We start from the raw sequence: 17871 nt of genomic DNA on the forward strand, positions 1-17871 counted from the left end.
AAATTGACAATGTAATTGAGACTAAATTCGGATGATATTGATCAAAAAAAAGATAGCGATTTTCGCTGTCTTTTTGATTGCTACTGTATTATATTACTTACCCTTATATGCTACTGCATCAATTTTAACTTTTAGCCCATTAGGACCGCCTTCGTATACAAATTCCATGGAAATGGTTCATCTCTGAGCAGTACATCTACCTTAACTACAGAATCCAGAGATAGATTTACCTTCTTTAACCTCTCACTCATGTTATTGAGAGAGCCTTCTACTTGCTCTTCTATCGAACCTCCAACATTTCCAACGCAGAACTCAAAAAAATTTATATCACTACATATTTTCAGAACTAACGTTCGTAGAATGATTATGGCATATTGGGCATAATTTGTACCAAGATGTCCTACCCAGGCCTAATTCTACCTTTATATCTTAGATACTTTTCGTTAATCGGTTTGTCATATATAATCTCATATGTAGAATGAAATAGCATAAGTATTCGTCCAAGAATGGGCTGAACCATTTAACACGATGAATGATGAAGAGGAGGAGGATATAAATTGGAGGAAGTACGAATACAAAACAATGACCGTACCGTTAGTTTTAGGGTCGCGGAAGCAGCGGGTGAATTTATCGTCTTTGATATGTCACTAACAAGCCCCACTCGGAATAGAACAACTTATAGTGGAACTAATTTCCAAGACGCTTGGAAGGCTGTAGAATCTATAATTGGAGAAACCGCTATACCTAATGAATTCAAAAAACATGCAACTTCCTGAATAACAGAAACGGCCCCACGCAAGTAATGGGGCCGTTTCTTTATGAAGTCACATCTATCACATCTTCTATCCGCATCCAATCCCAATCATCATCGTAGTCAGACAAGTTACTCTTATGCGATCGGCTCGAATATCTTCAATTTTAATCTTCCGCTACGTGATCTTTCCCACTTTGTCCCTGTATATTATTTCAATGGTTTGGCCGATTCAAATGATAAATAGGAGTTTATAATAAACTGTAGTCAGAAAGAGGGTCCGTAATGTATTTAAGTGAGTTTGCCAACGAATATAGTGAGAATTTTGAAGTATTACGAAATGGTAAAGTAATATCGGTTGCAAAAGGCGTAATGAGCCACAGTAAAGAAAAGAAGATTATTCAGCTTTCTCTTGATACGGATGTTTGCACTGGAGATTGGCTAGTGTCTCGTCTATCGAATGAAAGTTTTTATGTCGAGGATGTAATTTCACGTAAAAATTTCAATAGTCGTCCATGGTCAAAAGTTGTATATTATTCAACTGAATTAGAACATGAAAGCAAGACGAACCTGCCCTCTTCCGTTCCTCTCTTCCTCACGGATGATCAAGACTCTCACATTCGAGCCCAACACGATTCAAATCTAATCAATAATGTTTCCAATGCGGAGATCAAGATTATATATAGAGAATAATATACCTGTTCAGAAGGAATCGTTTAACGTATTTTCTGAGATTTCACCCTCATGAGACCTTATAACCAATTAAATCTTCTTGAAAGAGCTCCCCCTAGAATTTCATCGGATTAACTAGGGGGTTTTATCCAATGTCTATTCTAGGAGGTAGCCATATTAGATGGTCTAATACTTAAATCAGGAAAGTCTTAGATATGATTACCAACAAGATAAATAGAACCAAAATTGCAGTGGGAGATGTAAATCCACCATATCCTCCAGCAAATTCACCCATTATAATTCCTCCTCTGAAATTGAATAATAATTAGAATATGCAGGCTTTTAAAATAATAACTAACAAGATATAAAGTACCAAGATTGCTCCTGTCGAAGTAAAAGGACTAATGACTCTATGTTCGTGTCCACATTCACTCATTTGTTAACCCCCCTTTGCAATTGAGTACAATTCAAGATATGAGCAAATGCTTACTGTGGATTGGGCAAAGTGGAAAAATTTAACCTCAATGAATTCTGTCACTAGTAATTGGTTATATTAGTAATAAAGGAGTTGGCTGTTATGTCATGGATAATTATTGTGATTGTCTTGGTTGTAGTTTTCGGATTTTTCAATAGAGGCAAACGTCGCAGATAATGCGGCGTTTTTTTGCTCGGAGCGATGCTACGCAAATTGGCTTAGTTTGGTGCAGCTTCAATCTTTCTCGTCATTCTCCCATTCATTATAGGACAGCTTCCCATTGATAGCGTTGGCCTTCAGGTAAATTGTGCTGAATCTGCCTCAATAGATATAGGATCATCGTCATATCCTTTCGCGACCAGCCCCTGTATAATTGCTATCAACAACTTGCAAGGGGTGTTTAGTTTGCGAATCGCTTTCTGGATTATTTTCGCTTTTGTGTCAGTTTTAGTTGTGTTTGTGGTCGGTGGATTGATCGGGCGTAAGCGGCGAAAATAAGCAATTGGGATTATTTGTGTTTCCAGTTGCTTCTGTCAGCTTCACCGCCCAAATATTATTACTTATAGGCATTCGCCGTGAACGATATAGGTTCTAGTCCATAGACTGTTGTCGAGATATATTATCTGAGGAGGTTATTCATGGATACAAATTATCAACAAGTCAGTTGGAGTTGCATGAATAAATACGTTGGAATAATGACGACTGATGGTCAAGCACATGATGGATTTATCGCTCACGTAGATCAGGATTATGTTAGCCTTGCTATCCCTACAAATGAAATGATGGGTCACATGAATGGAATGCCCGCACAAAATTCTACTTATCGACAATTTGGGTTTCATCCAGGGTTTTTCCCAAGACGTCGCTTTATCCAGAGACGTATACCTTTTGGCGGTATAGCTGCTTTGTATTTGCTTCCATTTTTCATTTGAGGATTAGGGGAGGATATGCTTGTGCATATCCTCTTTCTTTTTTTATGGGCATACAAAAGGCCACTCTCTATTAGCAGTGACCTACGTATTAAACTTATGTATTTAGTTGTTGGGTTGTTTATGCTTCTTGTTTCATCAAGTCGGCCCAGGCTCCAAGGATATGCTCCTCACCATCTTTGATGCTGAAACATTCCTTCATAGACACCTGGAACGGGCCTTCTTCCCCCCAGCATTGAATGATTGCATAATACGTCTTGGTGTCATTCGAAATGACTCCTCCCACATACTGTAGCCCGTTAATATCCCCATGTTTGATCATTTTCCTTATCAACATCATCCCCTCCTCACACCATAATTCGGCATTTGGAATAAAAACCCTTTAATTGAAAAAAATCAATTTCAACAGCAATATCCGTTCGTTCGCAAACCAACAAAATATCCGCCAGATTTTGCTGACGGATGATTACAATAGGTTCGGCCTTTGTAGTTTAGAAAATTATATCAAGAATGTTTTAGAAATAATTACTAACAGAATGAACAGAACCAATATCGCTGCAGTAGACGTAAATCCACCACCAACACCGCATCCTACTCCACCAACTGGACCTTCATTCCCTCCACATGCACCACCATACAGAGCCATCAGGTAATTCCTCCTTTATAATTGAATACATCTTAAAATATGCGAATTACCTTTGATCGCTTGGGTATACTGGAAATCTTATGCGACGCCCATTTCGTGCTCAATATATATTATATAGAAAACAAAAAAAGCACCGGTTAAGGTGCTTCTTTGACGGACTCTACTGCGACTCGAACAACAATTAAGTATTTTTTTCAAGAACCCCACCCTTTTCTTCACACTTGTAAGTAAGTGATATGCTTAATAAACCAGTTGGCCAATTAAAGTAGCTCAAAAAGCATCAGGTACAAGCGCAACACCGTTCAGTGATCGGGTTCCTCGTTCCACACAGGCTTATTTTCTACCTAGCTTCTGCTATCCTGCATGTGGATATAGTTGATACCTTGCGCAGTCAATACAGAACCATTCGTATGTGCGACTAGTACAGTCTTTTTCCCTTTTCCTGTATGCGAAAAGCTAACGTTATGGGCAAGCTTATTTTCAATAATCTGTTCTAGAGCGCTGTGAAAGCTGCCCAGTGTCGCTCCTTCAAAATCTTCCAATGCTGGTTCTTTTCCAGCCTCTATGCTCTTGAGAATCTGATAAAGCAGTGTTTTTGTTCCGTTCATCTGTTTGTTCACCTCCTGCAAGTTTTGTTAGCGTTTACATCATGGATTAGCTACGTACACAAATTATTTATGTATACGTTAACACTTTAACACTTATTCGACAGCTGCACCTCATTACCTCTTATTACCAAAATGAATTTAGAGCAGGACATACGCTCCCGCTCCGCCTTATGGTTCCACAACCCCCCGCCTTCACGCCAGCACCTTCAAAACATCATCAATCTTCCGGCTGTGCGACAGCACGCCATAATTCATCCAGGCCATGAAGTCTACCTCGTAGACGCAGCGGTTGCGGACCGCAGGCAGGCTTCGCCAGAGTGGGGTGTCCAGCAACTCGCGGCCCTCTCCCTCCTGCTTGTCAAAGGTGATGAACAGGTGGTCCGCATTCAGGCGGGACAACATCTCGCGGGTAAGATTAACACGCCGTTCTCCCCGGGTCCACTTCTGAACCAGCGGAGGAGATTGCAAGCCTAGATCCCTGTATAACACATTTCCGATGTAACCAAGCTCCCCGCATCCATACAAAACGACAGCGCAAGCAGATATACGTAGCACAGCGACTGTTTGTGTGCGGACAGAGCGACGCAGGAGGCTACTAGCTTCTTGAGCCTTATGCTCATAATTCAGCGTAATATCCCGGACTCTGTCCGCTCTTCCACAAATCGCCGCCATGAACCGGAGTGTCGAACGCCAATCCTCACTACCTAGCGGCAGTTTGAACAGTGGAGCAATCTGGCGGCATTGTTCCAGACTCCAACGCTCACTAGCGTTATCCAGCATAATCAGCTCCGGCTTATGATCCGACAACGCCCCCCAATCACCGGACGAAATATCGAATTCGGGTACATGATTCAGGCCCAGATAATCCTGTTTCCCCCATAATGCATGAGAATATTGCACCACTGGAACAATCCCCAGCGCCAGCAGATGATCCTCCAGAAACGGAGCGAAGATGCGCCTATCCTGCTGTTGGTATCGCCGGTATTGTCCGGGTGCAATGCCAATCGTCCCTTTAAACCGCCGGTTAAAATAATACTCATTGCTATAGCCTACAGCTTGTGCAATGTCATACAGGCGGTCACTCGTGAGCAAAAGCAGCTGTTGGGCATGCTCAATCCGAATGGCGTTCATATAATCCAGGGGAAGCTGCCCGGTAATCTCTTTGAACAGCTGCGTGTAACGGGAACGGCTAGTACCCGCCATGGCTGCGAGTTGATCGACGGTCAGCGTCTCCTTATAGTTCTCCTTCACATAATCGATGGTGCGCTGCACTCCACTCTTCACGTTCTGTTCCATGGGTGCTGGGGGATTGGCCCGAAAAATAAGCAGCAGCAGCTCCTGAAAGCGGGTATGACTTGCGAACCCTTCAATCTCTTCCGTGGAGCAACGTTTCTGATATAAGCTATCCAGCAGCAGCAGACATTGGGAAAAGGGCTGGCAAGTTACCATCCCGCAGCGGATCAACCCACTATTGGAAGGCGTATCTATAAGACTGATGCTGTACCCGGCTCTACTAATGATTTCGAATTTCAATTGGTAAAAGCTAATTCCGCCCTCCCCACTCTCGATCCGGCCAAGCATTCCTGACTCCAACAGCACGCCAGCTCCTTGTTCCAGAGGAACATAAGCACCGTCCAGCATGATCTGGCCTTGGCCCTCCTTTACAATAATCAAAGTATTGTCCTGAAAGACCGTAATTCCACTCTTGTTTATACAAGGCTGATGAATCAGCTCTATATGATTTAAGGAATAGAATAGCGCCTCATACTTACCTGTTCCGGTATTCTCCGCCATCTCACTATTCCTCCTAATTGAGAATCATTTTCATTCTTTAGTGTAAAACAAAAAAGAAAGCGGATCAACCAAAGTTGACCCGCTTTCTTCATTTTCTCACCTAATTTGCTTACTTGACCATGTATTTCAACAAGTCGTCCAGTTTCATGGAGTTCGCCGTAATGGCCCCGGATTGCCAGTGGGAGCGCTCCATTTTATACACATTGCCGTTTTTGATTGCCGGAATGTTCTGCCACAGCGGACCTTCCAGTGTTTTGTAGGCTTCCTGATTCACTTGATCATCCCAGGTTCCGTTGTCCGGGAATATGATAATATGATCTGCCTCAAGATCGGGAACCACTTCCTCTGAAATAATGGACTGGAATTCTGTCATATTAGCTGCCAGGGGAATAGGCTCAAGTCCAAACTGGCTGTAGATTACTCCGGTATATCTGTTCTTGACACCAAACAATGCAATACTTTTTTCCGCTACATTCAGCCGAAGAACCGCTACCTTCTCTTTACCGAGCGCAAGCTGCAATTTCGCTTTGCCATCCGCAACCTTTGCTGTGTAATCAGCTAGCACGGATTCGGATTTCTCCGGGATGTTCATAACATCTGCAACGGCTTTCAGAATTTCGGCAGAGTCCTGCAGAATACTTTCCTTCAAACGGTAGGTTGGAGCAATCTTGGAATATAGTTCGTACTTCTCCGCATCCACTGCACCATCCACGATAATTAGATCTGGGTTCTGATCTAGCAGTGCCTCCAGACTGCCCGAGATATCGAATAATGGAACATCCAGGTTCAGATAATCCTGCTTGCCCCAGCTTGGGTGATACCACTGTACGATAGGTGTAACTCCCAAAGCTTTGAGATAATCCTCTACATATATCCCTGCTACACGCTGCGGATGCGCCGGAACTTCAACCTCACCGAACTCATCGGTTACTATGCGGGTTGCACCTTCCTCCTCTACGCTTGCCTCTGTGCTCTCCGGTGCTGCACTTGGCTGCACGTTCTCTGTACTGGCCTGTCCTGCTACCTCCAGGGATGCACTATTATCGGCACCGCATGCTGCGAGCCCCATCATCATTACCAGCAACACCGCTGACCACATCGTCATTCGACTCCATCTATACATCTTTCTCCCCACTCCTGCCTTTTTATCGTTGATAATAATTCTCAATAACTACAACGACAATAATAGCTTATGGGCATTTCCGAGTTCAATGCACTTTCTCTTGGGATTTCTTATACAAACGAATGACTGTGATTACTTTATCAATGGTACCCTAGTGACCCCGCCCCCTTTATTTAGAAATAGAAAGCGATTCAGCTAAAATCAGTTGCCGTAGCATCGCTTTCCCATGCATCCAGCTCCTTCTGCACACTGGAGATTTTGTTGCGGGCGACCTCATACGCATCTTTGCCAAGGAATAAATGCAGCGGCGGATTGGCGGAATCGGTGATTCGAATAAGAAGGTCCACCGCTTTTTCCGGGTCTCCCGGCTGGTTATTGTCATATGCACTCACGGCTGCCTCCTGGGCCTCCCGCTGCGCCTTGTAATCTTCGATGGGATTCGTCGCGTTCACACCCAATGAGCCCTTAGAAAGAAAGTTAGTTCGGAAATAGCCCGGCTTCACCGCCGTGACATGAATGCCAAAGGGCTGAACATCCTGCGCCAGCGCCTCACTCATACCATCCACCGCAAATTTGGATGCCGCATAGATCGAACTTCCCCCAAAACCATAATAGCCTGCCGTCGAGGAGAAATTGATAATATGTCCCGATCTCTGCTGTCTTAGTTGAGGCAGGGCTTGACGGACCACATTAAAGGTGCCGAATACATTCACTTCGAAATTTCGGCGCGCATATTCGTCCGATATTTTCTCAAAGATTCCAACCTGCCCATAACCCGCATTGTTGACGACAACATCTAGACCGCCGAAATGCTCAATAGTAGCGGAAATGGCCTCTTTAACCGCCTGCTCGTCTGAAAGGTTGAGCTGTATAGGAAGCAGATTCTCATGCTGGCCTGCGGCTTGCTCTAAATCGGCCACTGTTCTGGATGTTGCAGCTACTTTAGCTCCCCCAGCCAGAAGTTTTTTAACCAGTGTCAACCCCATCCCTTTGGAAGCGCCTGTTACAAACCATATCTTAGTTGAACTCATTGTTCATTCATCCTCTCAGCTTTTAATTTTGCTTGCTTTATAAGCATAGAGGTTAAAGTATTATCTAAGTCAAATCCATAAAAAAACGGCTTCAAATAAAGGATTTCTATCCACAAACCTTTTATTTCAGGGATTCCCGGATTGAATACATAGTCATTCGGTAGTACAATAGCTTAAAGTTACTTTAACATTACGGCAAAGGAGTTCTATCATGTCCTATACGGTTAAGGAAGTTTCGCAAAAAACAGGTGTTCCCGCCCATACACTGCGTTTCTATGAGAAACAGGGGGTGCTGCCTTTCGCCGAGCGCAATGAGAACGGGAACCGCCTCTATGATGAGTCCAGCATTGAGTGGATTGAGACCATTGTCGCGCTACGTTCGACCGGGATGTCTTTGGCCGATCTGAAGCAGTATCTGGATTACTTCCAAGACGGCGACAACACTCTTCTTGAACGCAGACAGCTGATGGCCGATCATAAGGTCAAGGTAGAGGAACAGCTGATGCAGATCATCAAGACCCTGGAGAAAATCAACTACAAGATGGCACTCTATGATGTGCAATTAAAAGAACTGGAGAACAAGCTGCCTTGTCTCTAATCCGTCAAATAGACGGCAAGCTATCCAATCAGGCCCTTGAGCACGTTCAGAATGAGGAGAGGCCAGTCTATTACTTTATTTTCTTTGAACACTTAAGTTTATGATTGATTTCTGTACGGATATATTCTACAATAAATTCATAAACGCGTGTTTACAAGATGGAGCAACGGTAAAAGGGGGCCAATATGCGCAGCGAAGATATAGCCAAGTTGGCTGGGGTTTCCCGAAGCACGGTATCCCGCGTGATCAACAACTATTCCAATGTCCCTGAAGAGACCCGTGCTAAGGTACTGAAGGTAATTGAACAGCATCAGTACGAGCCGAACAGCTTTGCACGGGCTCTAGCCGGCAAGAAGACGGATACTATCGGGCTATTCGCCATCAGCATGAACGAGAAAGAGAATACGACCCGGATCTATCAGAACAACTACTTCGCTCCATTCGTCGATGCCGTAGTGGATACGGCGAATGCCCGCGGCTGTTATGTGCTGATTCACACTGTATACTCTCCCGACGATTTCCTGAAAGTGAAGCAGGCTTTCCTGCAGAAGCGGATTGACGGCGGCATCATCGTCGGCACTCAGAAGGATATTGATATTGTCCGGGAAATGGTGGGTCTTGACTCCCCGCTCGTGCTGATCGATTATGACATTTCAGAGATTATGTCAGAACATCTCGATCGTAATCATCTAGCTGTTGTGAACTCCAAGGATTATGAGGGCGCAACGGAAGCCATCGAATACTTGATTGGCCTTGGACATGCAGAGATCGGCATCATCTGCGGACGAATGAATACGTATTCTGGACGGGAACGCTACATGGCCTATGAGGATACGCTGAAGCGGCATGGCCTTCCGCTGAATGAGAACTTCATTCTGCAAGGGGATTTCCTGAAAGAGACGGCTTATGATGAGGTGAAGAAGCTACTGGCTTCCGGTGGACCTTTACCAACGGCCTTCTTCTCTTCGAACGACGACATGGCTATTTCAGCGATGGAAGCGTTCTCTGAGCAGAATATAGCTGTTCCTGAGGAGATGTCGATTGCCGGCTTCGATGATATCCAGATGGCCTCGCGCATTCAGCCCAAGTTAACCACCGTCCGCTTGCCGATCTACGAAATGTCCAAAGCTGCCGTAGAGAAGGTGATCGAGCTGTGCGATTCACAGCAGCCGACCTTTAGCACGATCAGTTTTCCGGCACGGCTGATTGCCAGAGATTCCTGCCAACCGCCCAAGCAGTAAGCTGTTTTATGCATGACTCAGGTTTTTCGAAAAAAACCCCTTTACCCCGAGGGACTTTTTTTTCAGATCTATAAACGCGCGTTCACAATCGAAGGGAGACTATTCTCACATGAAATTCGGAACTTTTGATGACACTCGTAAAGAGTATGTAATTAACACTCCTAAAACGCCTTACCCATGGATTAACTACCTCGGCAACGAGCAATTTTTCGGCCTCATCTCAAACACTGCTGGTGGCTATTCCTTCTATAGAGATGCTCGTCTCAGAAGATTAACCCGTTACCGCTATAACAATATCCCGATGGATTCGGGTGGACGTTACTACTACCTGTATGATGATGGTGATTTCTGGACCCCGGGCTGGATGCCGGTTAAACGCGATCTCGATTTCTACGAATGCCGCCACGGCCTGGGCTACACTTCGATTACTGGCGAACGTAACGGAATTTCTGTTAACCAGCTTGCTTTTGTACCCCTTGGCCACAATGCTGAAGTACATCGTCTAGTGGTGAAGAACACGGGCACTGCGCAAAAATCAGTCAAGCTGTTCTCCTTTGCTGAATTCTGTCTGTGGAATGCTCAGGACGATATGACTAACTTCCAACGCAATCTCAGCACTGGTGAGGTTGAAGTGCAGGATTCCGTGATCTATCACAAAACAGAGTATCGCGAACGCAGAAATCACTATGCTTACTACTCTGTGAACAAAAAAATCGACGGTTTCGATACCGACCGTGAAGCCTTCGTAGGCATGTACAATGGCCTGGAAAGTCCACAAGTCGTAGCTGCCGGAGAAGCAAGTAATTCCGTAGCCAGCGGCTGGTCCCCTATCGGCTCCCACGCGCTGAACATTACGCTTGAACCAGGCGAAGAGCAAAGCTTCATCTTTGTACTCGGCTACATTGAGAATGAAGAAGACGACAAATGGGAATCCCTGAACGTTATTAACAAAAAACCGGCATTAGCTGTTGTTGAACAATTCGCTACAGATGCTCAAGTGGACGCTGCACTGGCTGACTTAGCTGCCCATTGGGATAACCTGCTGTCCAAATATCAGATCAAGAGCGGCGACGACAAGCTGGATCGCATGGTTAATATCTGGAACCCGTATCAATGTATGGTTACCTTCAACATGTCCCGTTCCGCTTCTTACTTTGAATCCGGTATTGGCCGCGGGATGGGCTTCCGCGATTCCAATCAGGACTTGCTCGGATTTGTACACCAAATTCCTGAGCGTGCACGCGAACGTATTCTCGACATCGCCGCTACGCAGTTTGAAGATGGCAGCGCGTACCACCAATACCAACCACTCACCAAAAAAGGCAATAACGAAGTCGGCACCGGCTTTAATGATGATCCGCTATGGCTGATTTCCGGAACGGCTGCCTACATCAAAGAAACTGGCGATACTTCCATTCTTGATGAGCAGGTTCCGTTTGACAGCGACCTGAACAACACCGCGACTCTGTTCGAGCACTTGAGACTTTCCTTCGAGCATGTCACCAATAATCTCGGACCTCACGGCTTGCCGCTGATCGGCCGGGCGGACTGGAATGACTGTCTGAACCTGAACTGCTTCTCAACAGAACCAGGTGAATCCTTCCAGACGACAGCCAACATCGAAGGCCGCGTAGCTGAATCCGTCTTTATCGCGGGCCTGTTCGTCTTCGTTGGACCGGATTATGCTGAGATCTGCCGGACGCGCGGATTGAGCGACATTGCTACTGATGCTGAAGACAAAATCGAGAACATGCGTGAAATTACCCTTACGCATGGCTACGATGGCGACTGGTTCCTGCGTGCTTATGACCACTACGGTGACAAAGTCGGCAGTAAGGAAAATGAAGAAGGACAAATCTTTATCGAGCCACAAGGGATGTGTGTTATGGCTGGTATCGGCGTAGAGAATGGCCAAGCCGAAAAAGCTCTTACCTCGGTTAAAGAACGTCTGGATACTAAATATGGTATCGTCTTGCAACAGCCTCCTTACTCCAAGTATTATCTGAACCTGGGTGAAATTTCGACGTATCCGCCAGGCTACAAAGAAAACGCTGGTATTTTCTGCCACAATAACCCATGGATTATGATGGCTGAAACTATGCTGGGCCATGGCGACAGAGCTTTTGAACTGTATGCGAAGATCGCTCCTTCCTACCTGGAGGATATCAGTGAGATTCACCGTACCGAGCCTTACGTCTACTCCCAGATGATCGCTGGTAAAGATGCGGTTCGTCACGGGGAAGCGAAGAATTCCTGGTTGACGGGTACTGCGGCTTGGAACTATGTAGCGATTACTCAATCGATTCTCGGTATTCAAGCGGATTTCAATGGTCTGAAGATCGATCCTTGTATTCCTACCGAGTGGGACAGCTTCGAAATCACCCGTGTCTTCCGTGGAGATACTTATGTGATCCAGATCAAGAACCCGAACCACGTATCCAAAGGTGTAGCTAGTATTACACTGGATGGCGCAGCTGTAGAAGGCAACATCATCGCTCCTGTGGGCGACGGTGCTGTGCATACAGTTGTTGTAGAGCTTGGTTAAGAAGGCGACTGCCTGATCAGCCAATTCAGATTTTAAAAAAAGCAACCCGTTCGTCCGCTAGAAATAGCGGTACGAGTCGGGTTGCTTTTTTTGTCGCGCGACTAGCAGCTTACGCCTTGCCTTCCGGAATCCACACCTTCATCTCCCCGCTGCCGCGGTTCCCCCATAGATAATAAGGAATCGCCTTGAGCGTAACGGGTTGAACCATTGCCTTATCTCTGCCGTAGAGACCACCATTCCAGCTCTCTTGCTCCACACAAAAGCCACTGCTTTCAACCACTACCGCTCCGCCGAGCAGCGTCTTGTCAAAAGCTTCCGTGAACGCCCCTGCCTCGCTTATAGAAATCGGACTTAAAGACTGGCCGTTGTCGGTGCCTTCGAGGCAATATACCAAGGGTCCGCGTTGAATGGCGGTCTTATGGGCATCGGCCTGCAGCAACGGATGAGCATATACACGATGCGCCTCCATAGGCACTTGGACTTCAATAACATCCCCTGCTGCCCATACTCTGCGGATGATCCGGTAGCCCTGCTCTACGTCCATAGCCATATTCAGCAGTTCGCCATTCACTCTAATCTCCATCCCCTGACTCCAGGAAGGGATACGCAGCGCAATTCCGAATTCCGCCGCTGCTGCCGGATTGACCTGCATAGTCACTGTACCTTCCCATGGATAATTACTTTGTTGGTGAATCGCAACCTGCGTATCGCCGAGCTTCGTATTCAGCTCACTGCCAATATACAAATTGGTGTAGAGGGTGTCGCCATGGGTTGTGTAAATGTACTGATTCAGCGAGGTCAGCAGCCGAGCCACATTAGGCGGACAGCAAGCACAACCGAACCAACCTTGACGTTCAGATTTCACATGTTGTTTATCCGGGTTACAGTTGCAGGCCTGCGGCCATACTTCCAGCGGATTAACATAGAAATAATGTTTGCCGTCCTGCGCCATGGAGCCAAGTACATTGTTATATAGCGCTCGTTCCATCACATCTGCGTACTGTGCATCCGGTGACAGCCGCAGCATGCGCTGAGCGAAAAAAATCAGGCCAATCGAGGCGCAAGTCTCTGCGTACGCCGTGTCATTCGGCAGATCATAATCGAACGTGAATGCTTCACCAGCATGTGTGGAGCCAATTCCACCCGTAATGTACATCTGCTTATCAGCCAGATTGTTCCATAGTCTAACGCAAGCTTTGCGCAGAGCCTCGTCACCTGTAAGTGCCGCCAAATCAGCCATGGCTGTGTACATATATACAGCGCGGACGGAGTGGCCTATAGCCACACTCTGCTCTCTTACCGGAAGATGGGCCTGGTTATATTTTAGATCCAGTGTGTCCGTCTTTCCGACCCAATGATTTATTCGCCCGCGCGTCTCCCATTCTTGCTCCAGAAAGTGTGGCTGCTGTCCTCTTTGGTCAATAAAAAAACTGCTGAGCAACAGATATTTCTCATCTCCTGTTAGACGATACAATTTAACAAGAGCCAGTTCAATCTCCTGATGCCCATCATACCCACGGAGCTTACCTGCTTCTGGTCCGAAGACGGAATTAATATGGTCGACCATCCGGCACATAATGTCGAGCAGTTTTCTTTTACCGGTGGCTTCATAATAAGATACAGCGGCTTCAATAAAATGCCCGGCGCAATAAAGCTCATGGCAATCATTCAGATTGGTCCAGCGTTTACCGGGCTCTTTTATCGTAAAATAAGTATTCAAATACCCGTCTGCCTGCTGCGCTTCACCGATGAGATCAATCACCTCGTCTGCCTGCCGCTCCAGCACAGCATCGCGCTTAATGGTCAACGAGTAACCAACCGCCTCCAGCCACTTAGCTACATCACTATCCTGAAATACAAAACCGTGGAATTCACCTTTCTTCCTGCCGGCAGCAATCTCGAAGTTAGCTATCGCATGGCTGGGCTCCGCTTCCGGTACCCTATCATGCAGAGCCTCATATTGATACGGAATCACTACATCCTGCACCAGCTGAATATAGCGTCCCCAGAATTCGTCCTTAATCGTCACTTTGCTCATCTCATTCTTCCTCTCCGTCTATTTCATCCTCGCTAATTGCAATTATAGACTGTAAAATAAATAAAAAATACAAACATAAGCAACTGCATTTTTGTACTATTTCACACTAAATAAATGAAGCTTGGAGTGGGAAAAATAATGACATTCAGTCCTTCATATATTCACCTGGCTGCACCTCCCTTTCCCTATTTCCTAGAATGTGACCGTACGGTATATCAGCCTGGAGGTCAGCATCCAAACCGGAACTGTATGGGCAAATTTGACCTACTGCTTGTCGAGCAGGGTTGTTTATATATCGGCGAAGAGGACAAACAATGGGCGGTCACGGCTGGGACTACCCTGCTGCTGCTGCCTGACCGCTATCATTATTCCGTCAAGCCCTGCCTGGAGACCACCTCGTTCGTATGGATTCATTTTCACACCGTTGGGGAATGGATCGTGGCCGAGGGCGAACCTGTCTTTGTCAACCGTGAAACTCACTTTCAGCAATTTCTCACACATCCCTATACGATACGCGTACCACAGTTCGGACCGCTTCCAGGTTCCTTTGAACACAGTGGTCAAGCAGAAATGCTGTTGCAGCTAGCTAATGGACGACGTTCAAGTGCAGTCTGGCAGCAGCAGCGGATCTTTGAAGAGATGCTGCGGATGATGGACCTGGCCCAGCATGATGCCGCAGGGAGTCATGCCGTGGAAATCGCTGAGCAAACAGAGGCGTACATCCGCAATCATTATGCGGAGCCCGTTACCAATGCGTCACTATCGGAAGCGCTGCATTTTCATTACAATTATCTCGGCCGCTGTATGAAGCGCGTGTATGGGCTGACGCCGCTGGAATATTTGGCAGATTACCGTCTGGAACAGGCCAAGCTGTTACTGTTGAAGACAGAGATCTCTATAGCAGGGATAGCGGAGCGTACCGGCTTCGAGAGCACCCCTTATTTCTCACGGCGCTTTGCAGAGCAAATTGGCATCTCTCCGCTGCGCTTTCGCAAGCGTTATTCCCGGTAGCATTTTTCTCGAATAAAACAAATCTTGGCGGACAACCTAATTTAACATTCATACTTATCTATAAAGGAGCTATGCAAATATGGGAATCCTAAACGGCAATCCTAAAGACGAACCGATGCACTATGGTGAAATTTTCAGTGTGTGGCAGTTTTCCGCCAAAGCCAAAATGACATTATCTACGCTGCAAGCCTTTCATTATCACGCCGGAGATCAGGACTTGAAGAAAATGATTGATGATTTAATGGATCAGGCCCAGCTGGAGATCAAGAATTGCGACAAGCTCCTCAAAGCCAATGGAATTACCCCCTTCCCGCTACTTCCGGACCGCCCATCCGTTAAACTTGAGGATATTCCTGTCGGTGCCCGGTTCTCCGATCCGGAAATCGCCGCCACGATCTCTGCTGGTGCCGCGATGAGCCTGAACGAATGCAGCCAAATCATTGGGATGGCCATACGGGAGGACATCGGAGCCCTGTTCTTAAAAACACATGCCCAAATGGCAGCATTAGGTCTCGCCCTTCTAAAAATGAATAAACAAAAGGGCTGGCTGATTCCGCCACCCCTTCAATTGAAAAGACAAGAGCCTGTGCATGCCTGAGCTCTGATCTTAAGTTCCGATTCAACTCTTAATCCTGCGAAAGCAGGATTTTTTGCTTGTTCAGCAATTTTCTGGAAGAACAGGCATATTCATAAGACATGCCTTACTCTGGAGTTGTTGAATATGCGGTCATGGCCTAGATACGTGATCATTTTGGTGGGAAGCTTATTCATTGCCGTAGGGACCAACTTTTTTCTTGTCCCTTACAAAATTCTGGATGGCGGGATCATCGGGATAGCCCTTATTATCAATTATTTGTCCGGTGCCAAAATCGGGCCAGCAATTATACTCTGCAGTATTCCGGTATTCCTACTTGCTTGGCTCAAGGATCGGGATGTTTTTTACAATAGTGTATTGGGTCTGTTATCTTCCTCCTTCCTAATCGAATTGCTTGGCCCGTTTCAGTATTACTTCCTGTATTATATTGAGCTTGGCTCTATCTCCAGTGCCATAATCGGCGGCTTTCTGATGGGTAGTGGTCTGGGACTGATGCTTCGCTTCAAAGCAAGTACGGGAGGCACGGATCTGCTTGCCCGTTACATTACGAGGTATATTCCGATGAATGTGGGGGTCATCATTTTCTTGTCAGATGCCTTGATTATTAGCGCGGGAGGGGTATTGATCTCCAAGGAAACCTTCCTGCATTCGATCTTGACCATTGCCTCCGGCGGAGTGGCTACTGGCCTGTTAACCCTTGAATCCTAAACCTGTTGGAAATAAGTCCTTCTAAATCAAGTACTATTTTTGATTTTGGGCTTTCGTAAGAAATCAGCAGTTTACTTTACGTGAACAGAGCGGAGGGTCGGAGGAACCCTCCGAACCCGTAGCAGCTTGAGTCACGTGCGGTCAACGTTAATTTTGGTTTTACAGCCTGATTTATAAATTAATATTTTAAATAAAAGGATTAAGGGTTGATCTTTTCCACTAATGAGGCGACAATCGGATATATAACATTCCAGGGGAGGATCCGAAGAGTTGGATAGCACCAGCAATAATAGCAACACTTCTATACATGAGATTATTGACTTATGCCTCCTAGCAGGGAAAATCATGCTGCAAAGCGGTGCGGAAACTTACCGCGTAGAGGACACAATGACACGGATGGCTGCGTCCCTCGGCTTTCCGGGAGCGCATAGCTACGTAACGCCAACCGTCATCATGTTCACTACCAGTAGATTGGAACCGGTCAAGCTATTTCGAATCGCGGAGCGAACGACCGATTTGCAAAAGGTGTCCGAGGTCAATGATATCTCACGCCGCCTCAGTGAACGTCAAATCACCGCGGCTGAAGCCCGCGAACGGCTAGGTATTGTGGATGACTCTTCACATGCTTATCCCGTCTGGCTGCAAATTGCCGCAGCTGCCCTGACAGGCGCCTGCTTTACGATCATGTTTAAAGGGAGCATATGGGATGCGCTTCCGGCACTGTTCATATCTGGGCTTGGTTATACTGCCGTCATTTACTTGCATCGAATAGTCGAAATCAGGTTCTTCGCGGAATTTACTGCCTCCTTCCTGATCGGGCTGCTTGCCTTCTTTTCCGTTAAATTGGGTGTAGGGCATGAGATGGATAAAATCATTATCGGCACTGTGATGCCGCTTGTACCAGGGCTGCTCATCACCAATGCGGTCCGTGATTTGATGGCTGGCCACTTGGTCTCCGGTTTATCCAAGGGTGCGGATGCTTTTCTGACTGCGTTTGCGATTGGAACAGGCATCGGGCTTGTGCTGTCACTTTTCTAAAAAGTCACAAGATAAACTTATCCTTATATTTCTCGAAGAAACGGGTACCGTCTATAAACGGACGGCGA

Annotated in this window: 18 protein-coding genes; 10 read left to right on the forward strand and 8 right to left on the reverse strand. The window is 46.3% G+C overall.

Annotation, left to right across the window (positions count from 1 at the left end):
• Window positions 1-557: 557 nt before the first annotated feature.
• Together GJB61_RS06055 and GJB61_RS06060 are read left to right on the forward strand one after the other, a co-directional pair.
• On the forward strand, window positions 558-776 hold the full coding sequence (locus GJB61_RS06055; protein ID WP_154117570.1) for a hypothetical protein: 219 nt from the start codon (window positions 558-560) through the stop codon (window positions 774-776).
• A gap of 260 nt (window positions 777-1036) precedes the next feature.
• Window positions 1037-1444, forward strand: coding sequence for a hypothetical protein (locus GJB61_RS06060; RefSeq protein WP_154117571.1), 408 nt, complete (start codon window positions 1037-1039; stop codon window positions 1442-1444).
• Between the two features lie 172 nt (window positions 1445-1616).
• On the opposite strand, the gene GJB61_RS31540 is transcribed toward GJB61_RS06060, so the two are convergent.
• Complete coding sequence (locus GJB61_RS31540) at window positions 1617-1718, reverse strand: YjcZ family sporulation protein (protein ID WP_229521502.1); 102 nt, start codon at window positions 1716-1718, stop codon at window positions 1617-1619.
• Window positions 1719-2536: 818 nt separating this feature from the next.
• Between GJB61_RS31540 and GJB61_RS06065 the strand changes: the two genes are divergently transcribed.
• On the forward strand, window positions 2537-2830 hold the full coding sequence (locus GJB61_RS06065) for a phosphatidylinositol kinase (protein ID WP_154117572.1): 294 nt from the start codon (window positions 2537-2539) through the stop codon (window positions 2828-2830).
• A gap of 118 nt (window positions 2831-2948) precedes the next feature.
• On the opposite strand, the gene GJB61_RS06070 is transcribed toward GJB61_RS06065, so the two are convergent.
• The 6 genes from GJB61_RS06070 to GJB61_RS06090 form a co-directional block, all read right to left on the reverse strand.
• Complete coding sequence (locus GJB61_RS06070; protein ID WP_195724251.1) at window positions 2949-3149, reverse strand: hypothetical protein; 201 nt, start codon at window positions 3147-3149, stop codon at window positions 2949-2951.
• A 177-nt stretch (window positions 3150-3326) separates the two neighbouring features.
• Window positions 3327-3473 (reverse strand): sporulation protein YjcZ, encoded by a 147-nt coding sequence (locus GJB61_RS31115; protein WP_195724252.1) that lies wholly within the window; start codon window positions 3471-3473, stop codon window positions 3327-3329.
• 344 nt (window positions 3474-3817) lie between these two features.
• The gene (locus GJB61_RS06075; protein ID WP_154117574.1) at window positions 3818-4081 is read right to left on the reverse strand and encodes a hypothetical protein; all 264 of its coding nucleotides are present in this window, start codon (window positions 4079-4081) and stop codon (window positions 3818-3820) included.
• A gap of 192 nt (window positions 4082-4273) precedes the next feature.
• The gene (locus GJB61_RS06080; protein ID WP_154117575.1) at window positions 4274-5875 is read right to left on the reverse strand and encodes an AraC family transcriptional regulator; all 1602 of its coding nucleotides are present in this window, start codon (window positions 5873-5875) and stop codon (window positions 4274-4276) included.
• 109 nt (window positions 5876-5984) lie between these two features.
• Window positions 5985-6998 (reverse strand): ABC transporter substrate-binding protein, encoded by a 1014-nt coding sequence (locus GJB61_RS06085; protein ID WP_154117576.1) that lies wholly within the window; start codon window positions 6996-6998, stop codon window positions 5985-5987.
• Between the two features lie 191 nt (window positions 6999-7189).
• Window positions 7190-8029, reverse strand: coding sequence for an SDR family NAD(P)-dependent oxidoreductase (locus tag GJB61_RS06090; protein WP_154117577.1), 840 nt, complete (start codon window positions 8027-8029; stop codon window positions 7190-7192).
• Window positions 8030-8240: 211 nt separating this feature from the next.
• Between GJB61_RS06090 and GJB61_RS06095 the strand changes: the two genes are divergently transcribed.
• The 3 genes from GJB61_RS06095 to GJB61_RS06105 all read left to right on the forward strand — a co-directional run bounded on the left by GJB61_RS06095 (window position 8241) and on the right by GJB61_RS06105 (window position 12413).
• A complete protein-coding gene (locus tag GJB61_RS06095) occupies window positions 8241-8627 on the forward strand; it encodes a MerR family transcriptional regulator (RefSeq protein ID WP_154117578.1) in 387 nt (128 codons plus the stop codon).
• A 185-nt stretch (window positions 8628-8812) separates the two neighbouring features.
• Window positions 8813-9868, forward strand: a complete 1056-nt coding sequence (locus GJB61_RS06100; protein WP_154117579.1) for a LacI family DNA-binding transcriptional regulator — start codon at window positions 8813-8815, stop codon at window positions 9866-9868.
• A 109-nt stretch (window positions 9869-9977) separates the two neighbouring features.
• The gene (locus GJB61_RS06105) at window positions 9978-12413 is read left to right on the forward strand and encodes a glycoside hydrolase family 94 protein (protein ID WP_154117580.1); all 2436 of its coding nucleotides are present in this window, start codon (window positions 9978-9980) and stop codon (window positions 12411-12413) included.
• 109 nt (window positions 12414-12522) lie between these two features.
• On the opposite strand, the gene GJB61_RS06110 is transcribed toward GJB61_RS06105, so the two are convergent.
• On the reverse strand, window positions 12523-14451 hold the full coding sequence (locus GJB61_RS06110; RefSeq protein WP_154117581.1) for a glycoside hydrolase family 127 protein: 1929 nt from the start codon (window positions 14449-14451) through the stop codon (window positions 12523-12525).
• 249 nt (window positions 14452-14700) lie between these two features.
• Between GJB61_RS06110 and GJB61_RS06115 the strand changes: the two genes are divergently transcribed.
• The 4 genes from GJB61_RS06115 to GJB61_RS06130 all read left to right on the forward strand — a co-directional run bounded on the left by GJB61_RS06115 (window position 14701) and on the right by GJB61_RS06130 (window position 17803).
• Window positions 14701-15462, forward strand: a complete 762-nt coding sequence (locus GJB61_RS06115) for a helix-turn-helix transcriptional regulator (RefSeq protein ID WP_338115682.1) — start codon at window positions 14701-14703, stop codon at window positions 15460-15462.
• 79 nt (window positions 15463-15541) lie between these two features.
• On the forward strand, window positions 15542-16060 hold the full coding sequence (locus GJB61_RS06120; RefSeq protein ID WP_154117583.1) for a DUF3231 family protein: 519 nt from the start codon (window positions 15542-15544) through the stop codon (window positions 16058-16060).
• A gap of 123 nt (window positions 16061-16183) precedes the next feature.
• Complete coding sequence (locus GJB61_RS06125) at window positions 16184-16765, forward strand: YitT family protein (protein ID WP_154117584.1); 582 nt, start codon at window positions 16184-16186, stop codon at window positions 16763-16765.
• Window positions 16766-17035: 270 nt separating this feature from the next.
• Complete coding sequence (locus GJB61_RS06130; RefSeq protein WP_154117585.1) at window positions 17036-17803, forward strand: threonine/serine exporter family protein; 768 nt, start codon at window positions 17036-17038, stop codon at window positions 17801-17803.
• Window positions 17804-17871: the final 68 nt, after the last annotated feature.

This window comes from Paenibacillus monticola, from assembly GCF_009664975.1.
GTDB lineage: Bacteria > Bacillota > Bacilli > Paenibacillales > Paenibacillaceae > Paenibacillus_AQ > Paenibacillus_AQ monticola.